Here is a 19,931-nt window from a genome sequence, read left to right on the forward strand (position 1 = left end):
CCTCGGGGTGGAGGAATTTGACTGACCATACCCGGAGGAATTTGAAGTGACCCGCGGGGGGCGCTCGGCGACGCGCGCCGGATGGTTGTAATTTGGCGCCGATAGACAAACACCATGACCGATGCGGATATTCTTTGTCCGCTGCGAAACGGCTCCCAAAAAGACCTCCGGTGCCGACGAGTGGGAGTATTCCTCCAGGAAATGATGCTCGACCTCCCACACGTGGTCGAATCCGATCCGATCTGCCAATTCGATCTGCTCCAGCGCGTCAGCGAACAGTTTTCGTTCGCTGCCCTCTTCCCAAGGCTGCGGCAACTGGTGTTCATAAAACAGTCCAAGCTTCATCCGTTCTTCCCTAGGGTGCGATGGGCGTAAGCCGTTTCATATTTCGCGGGCCGCAGCGCGGAACCACGCTATGGCAGCTTGCTGGAGCACCACGAAATGGCTCGGTTGAAGATCAAGCGTGTCTGTCGGAAGTCTGTCAGATACCTACCCGATTAGCCGGAACGGTCGCCGCCCTCACACCGAAGGTAATGCTCCGCATCTCATAAGTGCGGACCATCCCTACAGCCGCCTGAGTGGGAGCTGCCCAGCTTGTCACCAACCGAAACAGTGTGACAGGCCTCTCTGCCGACGCTTGGACCCGATAGGAAGCACCGCTGCTGGTCGAACGTCACCGCTATCCATCACGACGCGGCAAACTCCTAAGCTGCGGCACCGCACTCAGCGGTACAACGTCTACTAGTCGAACACGCCTTATCCAAGCTCCCGGGCCGGTAACTGCCCTCCTGCCACCTTGAGGATCCTTCACCGTCTCCTAGCAACCGGCGTGCCACAGCTCTCGTGCGGGAGGCTTACCCGGACAGGAAGAAAATATCCACGCCGGCGGAATACTAGCTCGATACTGTCGAGCTCAAGAAATAGGTGTCCTAAACGGGACAAGCCAAATACGACAATCGGGCCGTCAAATGAAACATCCTGGTTTGCGTGTCGAGTGTCGAGGTCATTCGAAGCTGATGTTTTCTACGTCAACCTCTCGCCGTTGGCGACGTCGCAGCATCGCCCGAGATGTTGTGCATGGCGCGGGTGTTTGCCGCAGATCCTCGTAGCTATCGTAATTGCAAACCATGGCTTTTGAGCTCTCTGGTTGTGCCCGCCAGCGCACGGTGGCACTCGGCCTCCCCAGGGAACATGCTGAAACCATCCACCAAGCTCGTCAGCTCCTCATGAGTAAAACCAGAGAGCGCCCCATCACGGTCGACGCGGCGAAGGACCTCGCCAGCGATTGCGACCCCAGCTTGGCGAGAAGCCAACTCTTCCGGCCGCTTGCCGAAGCCATTCAAGAGGCTTGCCAGATCCTGCCGAGTAAAGTCAGCAAGGCGCTCCTTGCGGTTGGCGCGGCGAAGGACTTCACCCGCGATCGCGACTATAACTTGACCAGACGGCAGCTCTTCCGGCCATTTGCAAAAACCGTCTACCAGGCTTGCCAATCCCTCGTGACTAAAACCAGAGAGACGGGCAGCACCGCACAGGACCTCACGGGCGAGTGCGACTGCAACTTGGCGGCAGGCAGCCTCGTCCGGCCACTTGCTGAAACCGCTCACCAGGTTCGCCAGGTCCCGCTGGGTAAAGTGAGAAAGCTCGGCGACACGGTAAAGGACTTCACGGGCGAGTGCGACTGCGGCCTGGCGAAACGCCTGCTCTTCCGGCCATTTTCTGATTCCGTTCACCAGACTCACCAATCCCTGCTGAGTATAACTGGAGAGCCGGGCGGCATCACAGTGAAGGACTTCACGGGCGAGTGCGACTGCAGCTTGACGACAGGCCGCCTCCTCCGGCCATTTGCTGAACGCGCTGACGAGATTCGGCAAGCCCTGGCGAGTATGGTCAGACAGCTGGGCGGCACGTCGAAAGATCTCCCCCGCGATCGACACTGCAGCTTGACGACAGTGGCCGTCCTCTGGCCACTTGCTGAAACCGTTCACCAGGATCGCCAAATCTTGCTGAGTAAAGCTGGTAAGCCAATCGGCACGGCGAAGAACCTCGACTGCGATCGCAACCGTGGCCTGGCGAGAGGCCGCCTCTTCCGGCCGTTTGCTGAAACCATTCACCAACTTCGCCAGTTCCTTCTGAGTAAAACTGGAGAGCCGGGCGGCACGGCGAACGAGCTCACCCGCGATCGCAACCGTGGCCTTGCGAAGGTCCTCCTCTTCCGGCCACTGGCTGAAACCATTCACGAGGCGTGTCATTCCCTGTTGAGTTAATTCCGAGAGCCGCGCAGCGCGGCGAATGACCTCTCCCGCAATCGCGATCGTCGCTTCCCGACAAGCCGCATCTTCCGGCCAGTTGCTGAAACCGCTCACCAGCATTGTCAGGTTCTGACTGTGCAGCTCCTGAAACGCTCCGCTATGATCGCGACAGAATTCGGCTATCCTGATCGTCCCATTGCGGCATTCCGTCACGCTGGAACGCCGAGCGAATGATGATGCGAAGAGCGAAAGAGCTCTGATCCCGATCTGCTTAATCCTGGCATTGTCAAGCTGTGACACACGCGCAGCCATGCGCTCGCAAGCTTGTATGCCCATAAGGCCTCCCGCTTCCCGGCTCACCGCGTTGCATGTCGTGGCATACCCCCACGACTCTCCGGCGCGGATGTTTTCCTCGAAGCTCGATACAAATCTGAGATAAAACTCCGCGGCAGCCTTTTGCAGAAATATTGTGCGCTCCGCCTTCCGCAGCTGCCTTTCATGCTTGACTAGTGCAGTTGAGAATTCGCGGATGTTGTGAGCGCGATCAATCTCGGTCAACGCTTTGCTGAATGTCGATACAACATACATAATCCCGTTCCCGCGAACGCTCTGCGCCCCCGCATGGTTGACGCGTATTAGTCCCGACCCAGAGTAAGGCTGGACACGGACACCGTCTGCAGCCGGAGCGCATTTGTTTGCGAAACTCTGGTTGCTAGTTCACGCTGGTCGGGCGCCGGCAGATGCGATCTCAACGCCCTTCACGAAGCACCACTCAACTCATCCGACGGCCCCTGCATCGAATGATCTGCCACCCCCCCCTGGGCAACAAACGTCGGATACTAACCAGCCTTCGCCAATCGACTTCGATTTATCTATCGGTCATAGAATCGCATCCGAAGGCCGTCGCTTTTCCAAAGCCTACAACCTGACGCCACGTGCGATTCAAGTCATTTAATGTCGATCCATGCACGAACTTCCGCGATATGATCTTATGTAACCTCATCGTGCAGTCGCTATTAACCGAGCCGCTCTTTTGATGTTCGTAACTCGTTGAGCATCACTATCAGCGACTGCCAATTGCTCTCGGCTTTCATCGTCAATGCGCTCAAGGTCCTGACGGTCTTCAGAAGAAACTCGTCCAGCAATCAAGTTGGCAACACCTCAAAGGTCAATCGTCCCTTGTTCTGCCATGTTCGCGGCCAAAGCAGACACTTGCCGTTGGCGCATGTCGCGTCAGCGATAGCGAGTGTCTCAGGGGAATTCCATGGTGAAGCCAGTTGTGATTGTGGTCGGTGCGGACAAGGGTGGCGTTGGCAAGACGACGGTATCCCGAACGCTTCTGGACTACTTCGGCACCAATACCGTGCAGACGCGCGCCTTCGACACGGAGTCGCCTCGAGGAACGTTGAAGCGCTTCCACCCAGAGATTACCGAAATCGTCGACATGACGACGACCGCGGATCAGATGAAGATCTTCGACACTCTGAACTCGGGGCTGTCCGTCACCGTAATTGATGCTCGCGCAGGCTTGCTATCTTCAGCGTTGGGCTCCCTGCGCGACATCGGTTTTTTGGACGCGGCGCGGTCCGGCCAGATTACCTTTGCCGTGTTCCATATTTTGGGTCCCTCTATCGCTTCGCTGGACGAGATAGCTGAGACCGCCAATTTCATGGGCGGCGCCAAATATTTCCTGGTCAAGAACTTCATCAACGACACTCAGTTCTTCCAGTGGGACCAGTCGACCTACAATTCCTATTTCCACCGCATCAAGCACGCGACCGAGTTGACCATACCCAAGCTCAATGCGATGGCCTATGAGCAGGTCGAAGTCGCTTCCGTCCCATTCGTGGATTTCGTCGCGAACAAGGCTCGGCACGATGAGCCCGCGAGCTACTCCTTCGTGCTGCGCGGCTATGTCCGGCACTGGCTGGCAAATGTCTGGAGCGAATACGACCGCATCAACTTGACTGAATTGACCGGCGCCAAGTCAGTGACCCGAGGCGGCGATAAATAGTCAAATACTTGGCGATAAGGGTTGCACCTACCTTAGAAACTCGACTGATTTTGGTGGCTATGTTAGCAACGCCCATCTACATCATCTGCTCTCCTAGCCCCCAGGTCGGTAAAACCCTCATCGCTCGCCTCGTGAGCGAATTCTTGCTGCTGAAGAACGGCACGGCGCTCTCCTTCGATGTCAATCTGAAGGAGCCGTCATTGCTCGATTACCTTCCCAACATTACGGAGACCGCAGATGTGATTGACACCTACGGCAAGATGCAGCTGATTGATCCGCTTATCGTCCACGATCGGGTGGCCAAGGTGATAGACCTCGGCTTCCATGCCTTCGACGAATTCTTCACGATGTGCGAGGAGATCGGCTTCATGGAGGAGACGATGCGCTGCTATGTCGTGCCGATCATCCTATTCGTCGCGGGCGCTGACCGGTCCTCGTGGCGCAGTTATGAGATGCTGCGGCGACGGATTCCGCCAGGAGCGCTGGTCGTCGTTCACAATGAATTCGTGCTGCGCGGCGGGTTACCTGAAGCCATGGATGGCGAACGTGTGCTTCACATTCCCGCGCTGCCGGTATTTCTAAAGGCCTACATAGACCGACTGAGCTTCTCCTTCACTGGATACCTGCACGACGAAAAGGATTGGTCGAGCGAGTTGCATCAATGGATCCGACGGAGCTACACCATGCTTCGCGACCTGGAACTGAGCGCAATCATGCGAAGATTGTCATGAAAAAACAAGGACACGATGTAAACGGCGCAGGAGCAAGCGTAGCACTCGCGATTTGATCGACGCTTGTACCAGAATGTGCGCTTGTGGGCATGGTCGTAGACTATTGGCCAAAATGGCCTCCGCGATGTAAGGTGACCACGCGACCGGCGATCGCGCAAGGGCAGTTGCGCGATACTGTTGTCAACCCTCCTAAGTTTTAAGGGCGGCAACTCCCTGTGCTGATGTCAGCAATGCACCACATCCATTCAAGCACAAAGAGCACGGGTCAGGTCGCGCCGTCCGTCTTCCTGGCTTCGATGATCTCCAGCGCTACATTCGTATTCAGGCCGCTACGCGCTCGACCTCGTTCGAAGTACACGAGACGTTCTAGTTGGCCATTCGGATTTACCGCTTCTTCTCAGCCATAAGAATGTCCTGACATGTCGCCTGCAGCCGGCCATCAGAGCTTGGCGATTACTTTCGAGTTCAGATGGGCGGCACAAATTTTCGTGAGCACCAGTCCAGTCGTCATCGCGCTCACCTTTTCTCGTGCCCGCCTCTTTCGCTATGCTCCCCATTCCAGCCGTCGGCAGCTGCATCAGCGGCAGGAATGCCGCTCGCTTGTTTCATATCAGGCGAATACTTCCTTACTGTAGTCGACTTGTGCCGCGACCGATGAACTCGAGCACGGACTGTGCCTTGTGGATCTCACGTGAGACTTGCCTCAGTATCCGGATCGTAGACGCCTTTGTCACGACCACTCCCGCTCTCTCACAGGCTAACCCGAAGTGGTGTACCACTTGTTCGTGGGTCGGCGCGGTGCCATTTTGCAGTGAGCTAGCCGTCAATGATGAAAGCATGTGCTCGACCACCTCTTTCTCGGCCTGGATCAAGGTTTGCGTCCTTCTGCTTGCTCAACTCTGCGACGTGCGGACCACGCTGAATAATCAGCCAGAGCCCTCCCACGTGTTTCGAGTTACGAACTCGTCGCGTCATGCACGTTGACAACGGCTTGTGCGGAACTGCTTCCAGCGATTCGCGGCTCACTCATCTGGTGATACCGCTTCTCCTCAACTCGATGCTGCACCGCCTGAAGATGTATGAGCTGTAGCTCCTTGGCGATATCCGTTATCGCAGGGTGGCATGCCGCCTCTTCCGGCCATCGACTGAACCCGTTGATCAGGTTTTCGGCTTCCAGCTGAGTGAAATCAAACAGCCGAACACCTCGACGAAGGACCTCATCGGCGATCGCGATCGTCGCTCGGCGAACGGCGCTCTCTTCAGGCCATCTGCTGAAACCGTCCACCAGACCTCTCAGGTCCTGGGAAGTAAACTCCGAGAGCCCCTTCTCGTGGTTGGCGCGTTGAAGGACCTCACCCGCCAGCGCGACGGTCACTCGGCCACACGGCAGCTCTTCCGGCCACTTGCTGAAGCCGTTCACCAAATTCGCCAGTGCCTGCGAAGCAAAATCGCAGAGCCGAGCGGCACGGCGCAGGACCTCACGAGCGAGTGCGACCGCGGCTTGGCGCGAGGCCGCCTCTTCCGGCCATTTGCTGAAACCGTTCACCAGGTTCGCCAATCCCTGCGCGGTATGATCAGGCAGTTGGGCGGCACGGCAAAGGACCTCACCTGCGATCGCGGCTGTGGCTTTGCGACAGACACCGTCTTCTGGCCATTTGCAAAAGCCGTTCACCAGGTTCGCCAGCCCTTGTTGAGTAAAATCAGTGAGCTGGGCGGCACGGCGAAGGAGCTCCCCCGCGATTGCGACCGTCGCTTGACGAGAGGCAACCTCATCTGGCCACTTGCTGAAGCCGTTTACCAGGTTTGCCAAATCCTGCTGGTTAAAATTGTGAAGCCACTTGGCACGTCGAAGGACCTCACCCGCGATCGCGACTGTGACTTGGCCACAAGGCGGCTCTTCCGGCCATTTGCCGAAGCCGTTCACCAAGATCGCCAATCCCTGCTGAGCAAAATCGCAGAGCCGGCCGGAACGGTGCATGACCTCTCCGGCGAGCGCAACCGCGGCTTGGCGCGACGCCGCCTCTTCCGGCCATTTGCTGAAACCGTTGACCAGGCTCGCCAGCCCCTGCTGTGTAAGATCAGAGAGCTGGATGCGGCTGCCTGCGCGGCGAATGACCTCACCTGCAATTGCAACTGCGGCCTGGCGAAAGGCCGCCTGATCCGGCCATTTGCTGAAGCCGCTTATCAGCGCTGCCAGGCTCAGATTGTTCAACTCCTGAAGTGATCCGTTCTCATCGCAACAAAACTTGGCGATTCTGATCGCTCCATTACGACATTCCACCCTCTTGGAGTGCCGACCGAATGATGCTGCAAGGAGCGAAAGGGCTCTGATTCCGACTTCCCTGATCAGGGCATCGTCGAGCCGCGACACACGAGAGGCTATCCTCTCGCAAGCCTCCCCGCCTGCCTGACCTCCGGCCTTCCGGCTCACCGCGTTGCATATCGTGGCGTATCCCCACGATTTCCCTGCGCGGATGTCTTCCTCGAAACTCGCTACGAACCTACGCTGAAAATCCACGGCCGCCTTCTGCAGGAACTCGGCGTGGTCCGCCATCCGCAGCTGCTTGTCGCGCGTGACTACTGCAGTTGAGAATTCACCGATATCGCGAGCACAGTCAATTTCGCTTAGCACTGCACTGAGGTTAGCTTGAGCGCACATAAGACCTTCCGAGCTTCCACCACGACGCTCTACGTAGCTACGTGCGGTCGATACGACCAGTCCGTCGCCTTACTTTGATGTGAACTGCCCATGCAGTGAGCGCGCGTCTGATTGCGTGTCTACAACCTGACACTACGTGAGATTCAAGACATAAATTCTGCTCTTTGTGCGTAGACGATGCTGATCCCGATCCCAGCATTCACCACCGGCGTTTCTTTTTCGCCAAACTGCTCCGGAAAGCACGGCCACTTACCTCGTGGCATTTGAGCTCTCGACACGGGCTGGTTCGCTGGTCTGATTGAACCTGGCGTGTAGCGCGCTCAAGCTCGGCCTTTCGAGCTGGACGCAAACATCCCGCCGACACCGTTCCCCGCGACACTCGTGAGCGGACGCACCTCACTCATAAACCTGTCGATCGAGAATACGATCGCCATGTCCGGCACCAGAGCGGGACTGATAGCCATCGGCGTAGCCACGAGCGTGAAGAAGCCGGCGCCGGTTAAACCGTTTTCGCCCTTAGAGGTGAGCATCGCCCCACAATTAGAATTGTAAACTTCTGCCCTAAGGTCAGATCAACGCCAAGCGCCTGGGCAATGAACAACCTCACCAACCTCATATAGATGTCGGTGCCATCAATGTCGTTGATACGGCCATTTTGAAGCGCGCAATGACCTCATGGAGATGCAGGAATTCCACAACGTACATGCGCGTGGCGCAGGGAAACTTCGCGATCTGCAGCAAATTCCTGTCACACGGGCGGCGATACGGCGCTATCAACTGATAAGTGCCTTACGTCCCGAACCATTTTTTGAGGCAATTGGCAGCGATATTGCAAGCTCTTAACCACACAAACCAATTGACAATCGCGCACAGCCTCATGGAGCGGCCGCTCACTGAGGAATGGTGCGAATGGTCAGCTTTCAACAATTAAGAGAACTAGGTCGGCATGCTGGATGACTTCGATTTATGATAGATTCAGTGAGATCAGATCGGTGCGGAACGACATTTGGCGTTGTCGTAAGTTGCTCGAAACGGAGTTACCTGATGCCGAGCGAAGGGTCGTTGAGAAGCGCCTGCTTGAACAGCATTCTGTCTTTGAGCGGCTCCTAGCGACCACATTTCCTTTGACGTGGAGGCTCTGAAGTAAATTGGGAGGCCTGTGTGCTCGATCCGACATCGCTGACGAGGCGCGGACACGATTCTACGTGAGTCCGGAAAACGTCCCCAGCGCCTCCATCCGCGGTCTCTCAGTCGCGAAAAAGGAAGGAGCTGCTCTGATAAGACCGCCTTTGGAATGAAGCAGCGCCGTTTCCGTGAGGCGGTGCAATCGATGCAAGCTTTCGAAAAGGCTTGCAAGTTCATTCCCGCCTTGCTCCCGTTTCGGCGCCGATGGCTCCAACCTTTTCGCGATCGTCCGATCGATACTCATCCGGAGCTTGGAGCTTGCCGACGGTCGAGCCCTTTCAGTCAAACCTATAGGCGACTTGCAAGAATATGCCCCAACGCTCCATGCAGTATTTCGCAAGCTCAGGCCCAATGATCTGGCCCGGGCCGCTGCAGCCGTTGCACATAAAATCGCTGTCCTTCTTGGTCCACATTGCCCAATAGCGGCCACCAACGCCGACGCTGAAATTGCTGGTGACGAAGTAGGACAGAATCCCTTCCACCTGCACACCCCCGCCACCGTTCCCGCGCTGATCGAAGAAGGTCGTGGTAGGACGCAGGAGATGGTTGTCACGACCATTGAAATCCGTCCAAGGCAGGTAGGCAACCTCAGCGCCTGCGCGCCAACGCTCAGCGAACGTGGTTTCGGCGCTTAGGCCGACGCGCGGCGCATTCCAATCGGTATCCTGGTTGCCGACGATACTGTTATTGCCTGGCGCCAGGCATGGAAAGGTTACGCTGGCAATCTGCACGCATCCCGGCGTGTCCGACTTCTGGCCGTAATAGCTCCAGCCGATGAATCCGCCGACCTTGTAGATGCTGCCGCGCAGGAAGTCGTAACCGGCATCGGCCGTGTAGTACGTGAACTTTCCGTTTGTCTGGCCAGATATCGTGTTGGAATAAGATGGCGAAATACCCCAATCTTCATCATTCATCTTTCCTTTGTTGAAGCGCCCGACGCCAATATTACCCTTCAGAAATATTCCCCACCGGCTGTCGAGACGGCCAAATAGTTCCCCCGAAAGTCCGTCCAGTCCGTGATAAGTGAGCCTCGATTCAAGAATACCGGGATCTCCAGGGATTGCTGGCACGGCGCTGTTGTCCCACTGGAATCGTCCCCGGCTGAGCCAGAGCCGTGAGCCACCTTCGAACGACCAACCGCCTGTGTAAGCAATCGGCGGCACGTTGTCGGTTGGTTTCGCGTATGCCGACGCATCGGACCATTGCGCCCGCGGGTTTGCGCCAAAACGGTAATTTAGGCCGAGCTCTCCGATGTGATAGTTGCTGGATAGGCTGGTTGCGTTCGCCGGAAGAACTGCAAGCGGTGGAAACTGCAAGGTCGGAGCCGTCGCCACACTCGGCCCGCCAAACTGCAGATAGTCATACTCAAATTTGACAGACCATGCAGGCGTAAGCGCTTGCTCGACGCCTAGCCCGATGAGACCGCCGACACGACCATGGTCGAAATGCGTTGCCCCCTGTCGCCCGAAACCAAAATATTCGCTGTTGTTGATGACGTCCCCGCGATTGTTTTGCCAAGCCACGCCTCCTTTGAGGTAGGCCAGTGTGTGGCCCTGCGGGCCAAAAGCGTAGCCTGCGCGACCGGTCCCGGTGACAAAGACGTTTGGACCCGCTTTGCAGTTTGCGCTCACAACAATGCCGGAGACGGCAAGGCAGCTATTTGTGCCATCGGAGACGGCACCGCTGGCATCCAGTTCGACGCCAAACACCCAGTTGTTCTTCTGCCAATCGTAGCCGACTTGGCCGCCTGCCAGGAATCCCGGGGTATCGACAATATCGCCATAAATTGATGGACCGTAGGGATTACTGAAGGATGTCCGGCCATAACCACCGCCGGCGTGCACGCCAACATATCCTCCGGACCAGCTCCACAGGGCCGATGGCAGCTTCACTGGCGGGTCGATGTCCGCCGAGTTGACCGCACCGCTTGCAACGAGCGCAACTGTTGCGACACCCCAAAAAAGACAGCCAGATCGCATCATAACCTCGCAATCACGGCGTGCACCATCTTTCTATGGCCAGATGGCAACCAGCCACTCACGCAGCAACTCCTCGGTGGACCAGCTGCGAATCTCGGGAGAGCGTGGCCTCTTCTATGCCAATCGATCGTTTTCGATTTACTCAGCTCCGAAGGCTCTAGTGCCGCGTCGGATCAGCCGCTTGTTGTCGTGCCGTTCCCAAACTTACAGATTGGATGCTCGCTCCCGACGGGAAATGCTCGAAGACGGAAGCTTGTTGACGCCGCCTCGTTTCGAGCCTCCTTTTCGCTCGGCCGCACTCGGAATCACGCGGCGACATTCGGCACGCAAGCTCATGAAGCTGTCTCTGAGACAAAACATAGCGGCGTCCGGATCCCCACGCCCTGTAAAGTGGTCACAGAAGCGTTCCAAGTCCGGCCTGCAGGCCGTTAGCGCCTCTTCCGCCCTCCGATCACGCGCCAGCGCGTGCTTCGCGTAGCAAGCTGTTATTGTCACAAGAACAGCAAGGGCTATCGCACAGCCATATGCTTTGCTGGTCGATCTGGTGTGCCGCCTTTGATTCACGACAACTCTCTTAAGCTGCGTGTGCTCCCGCATTGTTCTTCCATTGCAGTGCCCAACATCGCCCGTCTACCCGCAGACCGGCCGAAGCAGTCAAACGATCGACGACAGCGGACGCGCTCTTGCGCGACCGCCCCACCGCACCGACACTTCCGGATCATCGGTCCCGCCACGGAAATATCCTCAGAGCCGAGACCGGCTTCACTTGCGACTGAACAGCGGGAGAAATTGACATTTGTAGCTCTCGATGTTGGCCTGCCCCCGCGGCCGGTCTCGAGGAGGCCGCGTGGAGATAGCTCACCATCCGACAGCGAACCGATGACCCCAGAGCCACAAGCGCAAAACGGAACGACCTTTGCGATGCTTGACGAGCGACATCGCGACACGAGCGGTAAGAGACACGCCAAACGCGGGTAGACCCCACGTTCACCCGCGCCCGACACATCTGTGACGCTAGGGCCGATCAAAGAGAGTGAAACCATTGGCGGCTCACCCCAGTCGGCTCATCACATGGCTCCTACGGCCTCGCGGCCCAAATTCCGCCGTCTGCAGAGAGCGACACGCGGACCATCGAAGATCGCACTTGGCCCGAGCCTGCTCTCCCTCCAGTCCGGCATCGGCGACGCAAAGACGCCCCACTTTGGTCTCGAACTGCTCGTTCTGCATCGCCTGCGGCTGCACCGGCATCATCCATGCAGCCGATAGGCCACGTCGAGTACCACGCTCTCCCCGGGAGCGCGTAACGGACTCTCGCGGAGTGCGCTTCAAAACCTGGAACATTTGCAAGATTTACTATCTCATCGTGAAGCTTCTGGAGGCCATCACGGCCTGCTTCCAGATCGTACGACCTTACGCTACGTACGATTCAAGCCCTTTGAGTGCTGGGCGTGTGACTATGTCCTATCTCGCGTGTCTCGAAGCGCATCTGGCGCGAACCTGCAGTGTGGTCGCTACGATCGCCGAAGTCTAAATGCCCGTGTAAATGGCGATCCGCCCTCGCGTCATACCAGATAGCCTCAAGACGACTGATCCGTTAGCTGACCCCGGCCTGGGTCGTCGAACCGATTGATATTGTTGGACGGATCGATCCCATTCTCCTCCGCCAGATCGGCGCAGATCAAGCCGAGCCAGTCAGTCCAGGTAGACGTCCTCAGCTACAAGGCTTAGCTGTCGATAAGCTGACGAGCCTCGGAACGATTCACACTGCGCTGATAAACCCCATCGACGTCACTCCGAGCTGCAGCGTCAGCGGTCCCTTGAAGAAAGGCTGACGACGGCCATAGAGCTTCTAGCCGCCAAGCTGAGTCCGATGGCGGTACGCCGGCGGCGTGGTGCTCACGTCCGGCGAGCTTGGTGGTTTTGGCGGCCGAAGCGGCAAATCTCCCCAGTTCGTTCACCCCCCTCACATAGCTCGCCTGGCTTGATCTTGCGCGGCAAGTCTCGTGTAACGCCCTTGAGTTTTTGCTCCGAGGCGGAGCGCGTACTCCGACGAGATCAACGAAGACTGGCTTTGCCTCTTGGATGAAGAGCTCCCGTCTCGTACCGGCTTCCACAGGGTGCTCAGCCCTGCCGCCCGCAACGACCGATGTCCTCAGGCGATGATCAACAGCAGCAGCTATCCGCCGTTTGGCCTCGGCGATGATGGGCGAGTTGCGCGCCAACGGGCATCAAAACGAGGTGCAGATCAACTGCGCGGCGCAGAACCATGCGTTCCGAGCATATCTGCACCGGCCAGCTCACACATTCAAGGCCACAACGCTGTAAAGGCCGCGACGCTGCAAAGTAAGGACCCCGAGCAAGCCCAGATCGTTGCAGTGATTTTCGAGGCAAACGCGAATGCGGGGGGTGAGATTCACGAACGTGAGGGCCGCCTCTTCCTTCGCCACAGCCGCGGGCGTAGCCGCAACTCATCAGATATCCGACGGCTCTGCTTGGCCAGATCGTTCGTCCCGATCTCGACCGCGATCGAGGCCAGGCGGTAGGTGCCGCCGATCAGTCGGATGACCTCGTCTGCATTGACGATTCGTTGACTATCCCGGTGGCCCGGCGCGAGTGATGGGCTGCCGATGATTAAGCCGGTCTCGGCATCGATGCACATGGCCCTAGCCGGTGCCGCCGGATCCGCCGCCTCCAACATTGCGATGTCGCAGTCACGATAGGGGGATTGCGGGGCGGTGACGCGAAGCGGGACGATGGCCATGGCCTCTCCTATGTGCCCGTGTCCGGACGAGAGAGTGGTCCAGTGCGGCGGGCACAGTTGTACGTTCGCAGACGGGACCGCCTGCGTGCTGGCTAATGAGATCAGGAGACCATTCGAAAGTTCGCGCTTGGATGCCCCGTCCTCAGGCTTGGAGAGACGATGGCGAAAGACGTGCGGACAGGAGGTGGACCGTGATGCTCATGAACTCACGATACGTCGAAACCTTGAAAGGTCCGTCCAAGAGACCACTAAACTTCTAGCTAAGGGTTCAGATGCAGTCAGGGGCGTCGACAAACGCCGCCATTCTCAATGGCATGCCCGGCTGCTGGGGTCGCGCGCGACGATGTCGGCTTATCCTTCAATGGCGGGCATCTCGGTCGTGAGGTCACCAAAGACGTCATGTTTAACTGTTCAGCGCGAGAGCGCAACCGACATCGTCTTAAGCTTCGACCTCACCGGCCTTGCATGTCCAGTTCGAGACGTCAAAGTCGGAAACCTGACGAGACGGCGCGGTCATTCCAGGGCGCTACGCTCGCATCTATGCGTGTTTCAGTTGGGTCACGCAAGGCGCGCACCATATCCCGAGAGCGGCACGCAGCTTGCTGTGATGAGGAGCAAGAAGCTGCCGCGACAAAGGCGGTCGCAGCGGACCTGCTCGGAGTTCCGATGAGGCTTGTCCGATTATCTCTAATCAACGTCAATCTGATGCTGCTTACACTCGGGACTGCAGACGCGGTGAACATCAATTTGATAGTCGGCACGTACTTCACGATGCCCATCAAAGAGGTGGTAGCGCCGCTCAAGCTGAGCACCGGAGATGAGGCCAGGCTGAACTTCGGCGCGAGGCGATGGTTTTGTACTCAGGCCATGCAAACCGGACCACCTCAGGCGTCTACCGCTGTCGACGATTTTCGCCCGAGCAACCCGGTCGAGCATGGTAACCACCTTCGGGAAAGCAGCTTCATCTGTGCGATCGGCATGCGGCGGAGTCCGATTACTACGTTTTTAAATGGCGCGGAGACACTCAAGATGTCGCCTATCGTAACACTGCCGATCTGCAATCTCGCCGCCGCGCCTAACGGCGCAACCACCGTCTCGACGTCGCGCTGGAGCGAAACAAGCTGGCTTGCCGGCGGAATGGTAATGCTCGCTTTTGTCATCATCCTCCTCGTGACCTTGATCGATAAATACAGCGCGAGCATGAACAGGTGAGAATAGCAAAACCAGGCTGTATCGAAGTCGCCTTCAGCGGCTCTCTCGCCAGCATCCCACTCGATGCGCAGTTCACCGTACCGGCCAAAGGTATAACGGCGATTTTCGGTCCACCAGGCTGCGGCCAGACGACGGTGGCGCGCTGCATCGCCGGCCTCGAGCATCTACCGACTGGCTTCTGCGCTATCGATGGCGAAGTGTGGCAGGATGAGTCTACGTTCCGCCCGCCGAACCTGCGGCTCATCGGTTATGTGTTCCAGCAGCCGACCCTTTTTCCCCGTTTGTCTGTCAGGCGCATCTTGCTTCAGGGCGCGCCCAAATCCAATCGGGCGCTGATTGAGTTTGACGATTTGGTCGAATTGCTCGGCTTGGCGCCGCTCCTTGAGCGTTCTCCCTCACATCTGTCTGGCGGAGAGCGGCAGCGCGTCGCCATAGGCCGCGCCCTGCTATCCCAGCCCCGACTACTTGTGATCGAGGAGCCGCTTGCCTCGCACCACCGTGATATTCTGCCATTCATCGAGCGGCTTCATGAAAAGCTCACGGTGCCGATAATCTATATCAGCCATGACATGGCTGATATAGAACGCTTTGCCGACCATCTCGTCATGATGAACCACGGCACTGTGACGGCGGCCGGGCCCTTGCATGTCTTGCAGAGCGATCCTGCGCTGCCGCTCGCTGCGCGTCGCGATGCCGCCGTCAGCCTTGACGCTGTGGTCGGCGGCTATGACGGGCGCTACGGACTACTCATTCTCCGCCTCAAAGGTGCGCGCCTGTTGGTGCCAGGAACGCCGCTTACACCCGGCGTGCGGCAGCGGCTGTGCATCGCAGCCACCGACGTCAGCATCGCGCGCGAAGCACCGCGCGCAAGTTCCATCCTGAATGTCTTTCCAGCACGCATTAAAGCCTCTCTGCCGTTCGGCGCGGCTGAGATTACGTTGGTGCTTGCGCTCGAGGCTGGCGGTTCGGGCACGCAGATTCTGGCGCGTATCACGCGCCGCTCTTTTGATGCGCTAGGGCTCAGTGATGGACTGGATGTATTCGCCGAGATCGCGCGCATCTCGCTGGTGGTGGTCTGCGAACCACCAGTGCACGCCATGGCGGCCTCGATGCCAGAACGAGATGCTGGGCAGGCAAGCGCAGCGGGGTAAAACCAGCAACAAAAGGATCACGGGCATGATCACCAATCTTGACGAGATCGATCCGAATCTCGTGGCGGCACTTTTCTACGGGCCGGAAGACGACGTCGATACCCTGCTCGCCGATTTCGCCCAGAACCTCGCGCGTCAAGGCGCGCGCGTCGGCGGCATCATCCAGCGAGATTTGAAGAACGCAAACGGCACGACGACCATGCTCGCTCTTGACGTTGCGACCGGGCACGAGATTTCGATCTGTCAGCCACTCGGCAGCGGATCCACGTCCTGCAGGCTCGATACTCATGGACTTGCCGACGCCGCAGCCGTCGTGACCCGGGCGATTAACGAGAACGTCGACCTTCTCGTGATCAACAAATTCTCCAAACAGGAGGCGTCCGGCCAGGGTTTGCGCGCCGAATTTGCTACCGCGATCACCCGTGGCGTGCCGCTTCTCACGGCCGTTCCCAAAAAGTGCCTCGCCGACTGGCGAACCTTCACGGGGGATGTCGGCACGCTGCTACTTTGCGAGCGGCAAGTCGTGGAAGGATGGTGGCGCGCCATCGCCGGGCGCATGGCGCACAGGCGCTCATTCAATCCGCGCGTCGGCCATTTGGGGACGATCATACCCGACAGCTTGATCACGGCCGAGCGGGTATCGCCGACCTTGAAGCCGGGATCGTCCATCGGGCTCATTCGACGGAAGCGGCCTTAGCTCTCTCGGCTCCACTTTATAAGCCGTTTTGGTGCCCTTCGGAAGCGCTGACCTGCTAATCTGGCAGACCATGCGTGCGTTCGGCTTCATCTTATCAGTTTCACGACTGCTGCAGTGCCGTCACTTAGCCGCACTGGTCACTTCGAGCACTCGCTTACAATGCGCAATCATCAGGCATGCACACAGGATACGTCCTGCGAAAGCAATAGGATCTCTCAATCGACTCATGGGTTCAAATGCCTGCGCGATCCGGTCGCTGCACTTGCAACAAATATCTTGAGAATGAATGGCATATAGCTTGCTTCACGAATGACATCACGATCGGCGCGACACAAACTTGTGAGGAGAGCATGCTTGGAATTGGAAATAAGTTGCCATCGTTCGAAATCACAGGCGTGAAGCCCGGCTTTCACGCGCAGGAAGAAGAGGGGCAGAGCGCATTCGAGACGCTGACTGAAGAGAGTTTCCCCGGGAAATGGAAAATCATCTTCTTCTATCCCAAGGATTTTACCTTCGTTTGCCCGACCGAGATCGCCGAGTTCGCCCGGCTATCCAAGGAGTTCGCCGACCGTGACGCGGTTGTACTGGGTGGCTCGACTGACAACGAGTTCTGCAAGCTTGCCTGGCGGCGCGCGCACGAGAACCTGAACAATCTACCGATCTGGCAGTTTGCCGACACCAAGGGGGGGCTGGTTGATGGCCTTGGCGTGCGTTCGCCCGAGGGTGTTGCCTATCGCTACACTTTTATCGCTGACCCCGACAACACCATCCAGCACGTGTATGCAACCAATCTCAACGTCGGTCGCAGTCCCAAGGACACGCTGCGCGTTCTGGACGCGCTGCAAACCGACGAGCTCTGTCCCTGTAACCGCGAGATCGGCGGCGAAACGCTTAAAGTTGGTTGAGGTAGCATGTCATCGATCGAACATCTGGGGAAGCAAATCCCCGATTTCGCCAAGGACGTAAGGCTCAATCTGACGTCGATGGTTGCCGATGAGACGCTGTCGCCGCAGCGCCAGTACGGGCTATTGCTGGCGAGCGCCATTGCCACGCGCAACCCAGCCGTGATCGCCGCGATGGAGTCGGCTGCGGATGCCGTGATGACGCCGACGGCGATCGCGGCAGCAAAATCCGCGGCCTGCGTGATGGCGATGAACAACGTCTATTATCGCTTCGTTCACCTCGCCTCCAACCCGGAATACAAGACGATGCCGGCGCGGCTACGCATGAACGTGATCGCCAATTCCGGCGTGGACAAGTCCGATTTCGAGCTGTGGTCTCTGGCGGTCTCGGCCATAAACGGCTGCGGCGCCTGTATCGAGGCCCACGAGAAGGCGCTGCGGGCGGCGGGGGTCAGTTCCGAAGCGATCCAGACTGCGGTGCGCTTTGCCGCAACCGTGCAGTCCGTCGCGGTTGCGATCGAGGCGGCCGGGCACGAGTTATCCCGCGCGCCGGAGTGATCCACACTCTCCGTCGGTTTTTCGCGGCGCCGGAGTTGGTGTGATATCGGCAAGCTGACAAGGGGGTGTCCTCCTCGCCCATATTCGAGACGATTGAATTTTCGCTTCCTGCGCGCAAGCGGTGCGAGGCGAACTCGCCGCCGGTGAGATCGTCGCATTCAATGGCGATCACACGGCGGTCCTTCGTTCAACCCTCACCCGAACTTAAACAGCACCCCATATCCGCCACGCGGATAGCTCCACTCGATGTCGCCGCTATGCTCGCCGATCACGCGGCAGGTGCCGCACTCGATGCAGCCATCGACGGTTATCTCAACCTGGCCATTGTCGTTGAGCTCATAGCAGCGCGCAGGGCAAACCTTCAAAAGTGCAAGTAGCTGCGGCGAAGGGGTCGTGTGCGCGCGTACCTTGACGTGGGGACGACCGACGTCGACTAGATAGCGATTGTAGTACAGCTTGTCCTCGACGCGCACTGAAGATTCGACATGCATGTTTTAGCCTCCTTTGTTCGGCTTCGACTTTGGTCAGCGCCAGGCTCGAGCGAAACGGCATGCATCGCCGAACAGACCCGTCCATGATCGCGCTTTGACAAAGGATTTCAGTGTCAGCTTCTCTTTCTCAATCTTCGGCGTACCGTCGACCCGCACAAAGTTCTGCATCGCCCTGGAGACGAGCTGCGGATAGGTGAGAAAGAAGTTTTGCGAATTGGTGTGCATCAGCATCGGCAAATCCTTGTACTTCTTGAGATCCTTGATGACGAAGGACTCGTCCAGCATCTTCTTGTAGAGCGACAGATTTCTCGCGGTCATGCGGTCGCAGCGTGATTTCACCTGGACGATTGCTTCGGCCGCGATGCGACCTGAGGTCATCGCCAGATTGGAGCCCTCGCGATGAATGGCGTTGTTGAGTTGCGCCGCATCACCCACCACAACCCAGCCCTCCCCATAGAGCTGCGGGATCGCCTTGTAGCCACCTTCAGGAATGAGATGCGCGGAATACTCTTTGACCTCGGAACCTGCGATCAGCGGCGCCACGGATGGATGCCTCTTGAAGAGATCAAGCAACCCGTAGGGCGTCTCGCCGGTACGCTGGAAGTCGGCGACAAGACAACCGATACCCAGCGATATGCACTCCTTGTTGGCATAGATGAAGCCCATCCCGGTCATGCCGCGGGAAATGGTGCCCGCCGCCTCGATCACGGCGCCTTCATCGCCCTTGAGATTGAAACGAGCCTCAATGGTCTCGCGCGGCACAAAATGCATTTCCTTCACCGCGAGTGCCACCTCGTCGGCTGTAGGCCGCTTACGCAGGCCCGCACGCGTCCCGAGCAAGCCATTAACACCTTCAGCCAACACCACGACATCGGCGCGTATTTCCCCGTCGCGGCGATCTGTACGAACACCAACGACCCTTCCATCGTCGTCCCGTGTGAGCTCGGTGGCAGTGGTCTCGCACAGCACGGTCGCGCCGGCCTCCCGCACTTTTGATGAGAACCATTTGTCGAACTGCACGCGAATGATCGTGTAGCGGTTCGGCCGTTCCTCGTTGAAGTCGTCGGAGCGGTAATGCATGCCGACGTGGGAGCGATCGTCCATCATCCAGAACCGCTGCTCAACCAGATGACGTTCGAGCGGCGCCTCCTCGCGAAAGTCCGGGATCAGCTTTTCCATCATGTCGGCATAGAGGATGGCGCCCTGCACATTCTTCGATCCGGCATATTCGCCGCGCTCGAGCTGCAGCACCTTCATGCCACCCTTCGCCATGGTCAGGGCCGCCGCGTTGCCGGCCATGCCGGCGCCGACCACGATTGCATCGAACCTCTCCTCGATCATG

General features: G+C 58.2%; 14 protein-coding genes and 2 pseudogenes. 7 read left to right on the plus strand and 9 right to left on the minus strand.

Translation table 11 applies throughout. The annotated features are described in order from the left end of the window. Positions 1-345: LLM class flavin-dependent oxidoreductase (locus ACFFWD_RS31175; RefSeq protein WP_376971934.1), on the minus strand; the 345-nt coding region annotated here is incomplete at its 3' end. A 764-nt stretch (positions 346-1,109) separates the two neighbouring features. Then, positions 1,110-2,837, minus strand: coding sequence for a hypothetical protein (locus ACFFWD_RS31180; RefSeq protein WP_376971936.1), 1,728 nt, complete (start codon positions 2,835-2,837; stop codon positions 1,110-1,112). A 676-nt stretch (positions 2,838-3,513) separates the two neighbouring features. On the opposite strand from ACFFWD_RS31180, the gene ACFFWD_RS31185 reads away from it, so the two are divergent. Beyond that, a complete protein-coding gene (locus ACFFWD_RS31185) occupies positions 3,514-4,263 on the plus strand; it encodes a P-loop NTPase family protein (RefSeq protein WP_376971938.1) in 750 nt (249 codons plus the stop codon). A 59-nt stretch (positions 4,264-4,322) separates the two neighbouring features. After that, the gene (locus ACFFWD_RS31190; protein ID WP_376971940.1) at positions 4,323-4,994 is read left to right on the plus strand and encodes a hypothetical protein; all 672 of its coding nucleotides are present in this window, start codon (positions 4,323-4,325) and stop codon (positions 4,992-4,994) included. Positions 4,995-5,949: 955 nt separating this feature from the next. Here the strand turns inward: ACFFWD_RS31190 and ACFFWD_RS31195 are convergent. From ACFFWD_RS31195 to ACFFWD_RS31215, 5 genes and pseudogenes are all read right to left on the minus strand, one after another. Next, on the minus strand, positions 5,950-7,548 hold the full coding sequence (locus ACFFWD_RS31195; RefSeq protein WP_376971942.1) for a hypothetical protein: 1,599 nt from the start codon (positions 7,546-7,548) through the stop codon (positions 5,950-5,952). Between the two features lie 425 nt (positions 7,549-7,973). Next, a pseudogene (locus ACFFWD_RS31200) lies at positions 7,974-8,293 on the minus strand (cation:dicarboxylate symporter family transporter); the annotation flags it as partial. An 823-nt stretch (positions 8,294-9,116) separates the two neighbouring features. After that, a complete protein-coding gene (locus ACFFWD_RS31205) occupies positions 9,117-10,001 on the minus strand; it encodes an omptin family outer membrane protease (protein WP_376972315.1) in 885 nt (294 codons plus the stop codon). Between the two features lie 72 nt (positions 10,002-10,073). Further along, positions 10,074-10,730: pseudogene (locus ACFFWD_RS31210) on the minus strand (outer membrane protein); the annotation flags it as partial. A 2,500-nt stretch (positions 10,731-13,230) separates the two neighbouring features. After that, positions 13,231-13,578, minus strand: a complete 348-nt coding sequence (locus ACFFWD_RS31215) for a hypothetical protein (protein WP_376971944.1) — start codon at positions 13,576-13,578, stop codon at positions 13,231-13,233. Between the two features lie 666 nt (positions 13,579-14,244). On the opposite strand from ACFFWD_RS31215, the gene ACFFWD_RS31220 reads away from it, so the two are divergent. The 5 genes from ACFFWD_RS31220 (at position 14,245) to ahpD (ending at position 18,098) form a co-directional block, all read left to right on the plus strand. Continuing rightward, positions 14,245-14,790 carry a hypothetical protein gene (locus tag ACFFWD_RS31220; RefSeq protein WP_376971946.1) on the plus strand — a complete coding sequence of 182 codons (546 nt, stop codon included), beginning with the start codon at positions 14,245-14,247 and terminating at the stop codon, positions 14,788-14,790. Further along, on the plus strand, positions 14,787-15,941 hold the full coding sequence (modC, locus tag ACFFWD_RS31225; protein ID WP_376971948.1) for a molybdenum ABC transporter ATP-binding protein: 1,155 nt from the start codon (positions 14,787-14,789) through the stop codon (positions 15,939-15,941). The genes ACFFWD_RS31220 and modC overlap by 4 nt, the downstream gene beginning before the upstream one ends. Then, positions 15,913-16,638: a DUF2478 domain-containing protein gene (locus ACFFWD_RS31230; RefSeq protein WP_376971950.1), complete on the plus strand. Its 726-nt coding sequence runs from the start codon at positions 15,913-15,915 to the stop codon at positions 16,636-16,638. The genes modC and ACFFWD_RS31230 overlap by 29 nt, the downstream gene beginning before the upstream one ends. Positions 16,639-16,988: 350 nt before the next feature. Beyond that, positions 16,989-17,543: a peroxiredoxin gene (locus ACFFWD_RS31235; protein ID WP_376971952.1), complete on the plus strand. Its 555-nt coding sequence runs from the start codon at positions 16,989-16,991 to the stop codon at positions 17,541-17,543. A gap of 6 nt (positions 17,544-17,549) precedes the next feature. Continuing rightward, a complete protein-coding gene (gene ahpD / locus ACFFWD_RS31240; protein ID WP_376971954.1) occupies positions 17,550-18,098 on the plus strand; it encodes an alkylhydroperoxidase, AhpD family in 549 nt (182 codons plus the stop codon). A gap of 194 nt (positions 18,099-18,292) precedes the next feature. Here the strand turns inward: ahpD and ACFFWD_RS31245 are convergent, their stop codons facing one another. Beyond that, complete coding sequence (locus ACFFWD_RS31245) at positions 18,293-18,589, minus strand: ferredoxin family protein (RefSeq protein ID WP_376971956.1); 297 nt, start codon at positions 18,587-18,589, stop codon at positions 18,293-18,295. Between the two features lie 33 nt (positions 18,590-18,622). Further along, positions 18,623-19,930 (minus strand): FAD-binding protein, encoded by a 1,308-nt coding sequence (locus ACFFWD_RS31250; RefSeq protein WP_376971958.1) that lies wholly within the window; start codon positions 19,928-19,930, stop codon positions 18,623-18,625. Position 19,931: the final 1 nt, after the last annotated feature.

The organism is Bradyrhizobium erythrophlei, assembly GCF_042430365.1.
Classification (GTDB): domain Bacteria; phylum Pseudomonadota; class Alphaproteobacteria; order Rhizobiales; family Xanthobacteraceae; genus Bradyrhizobium; species Bradyrhizobium erythrophlei.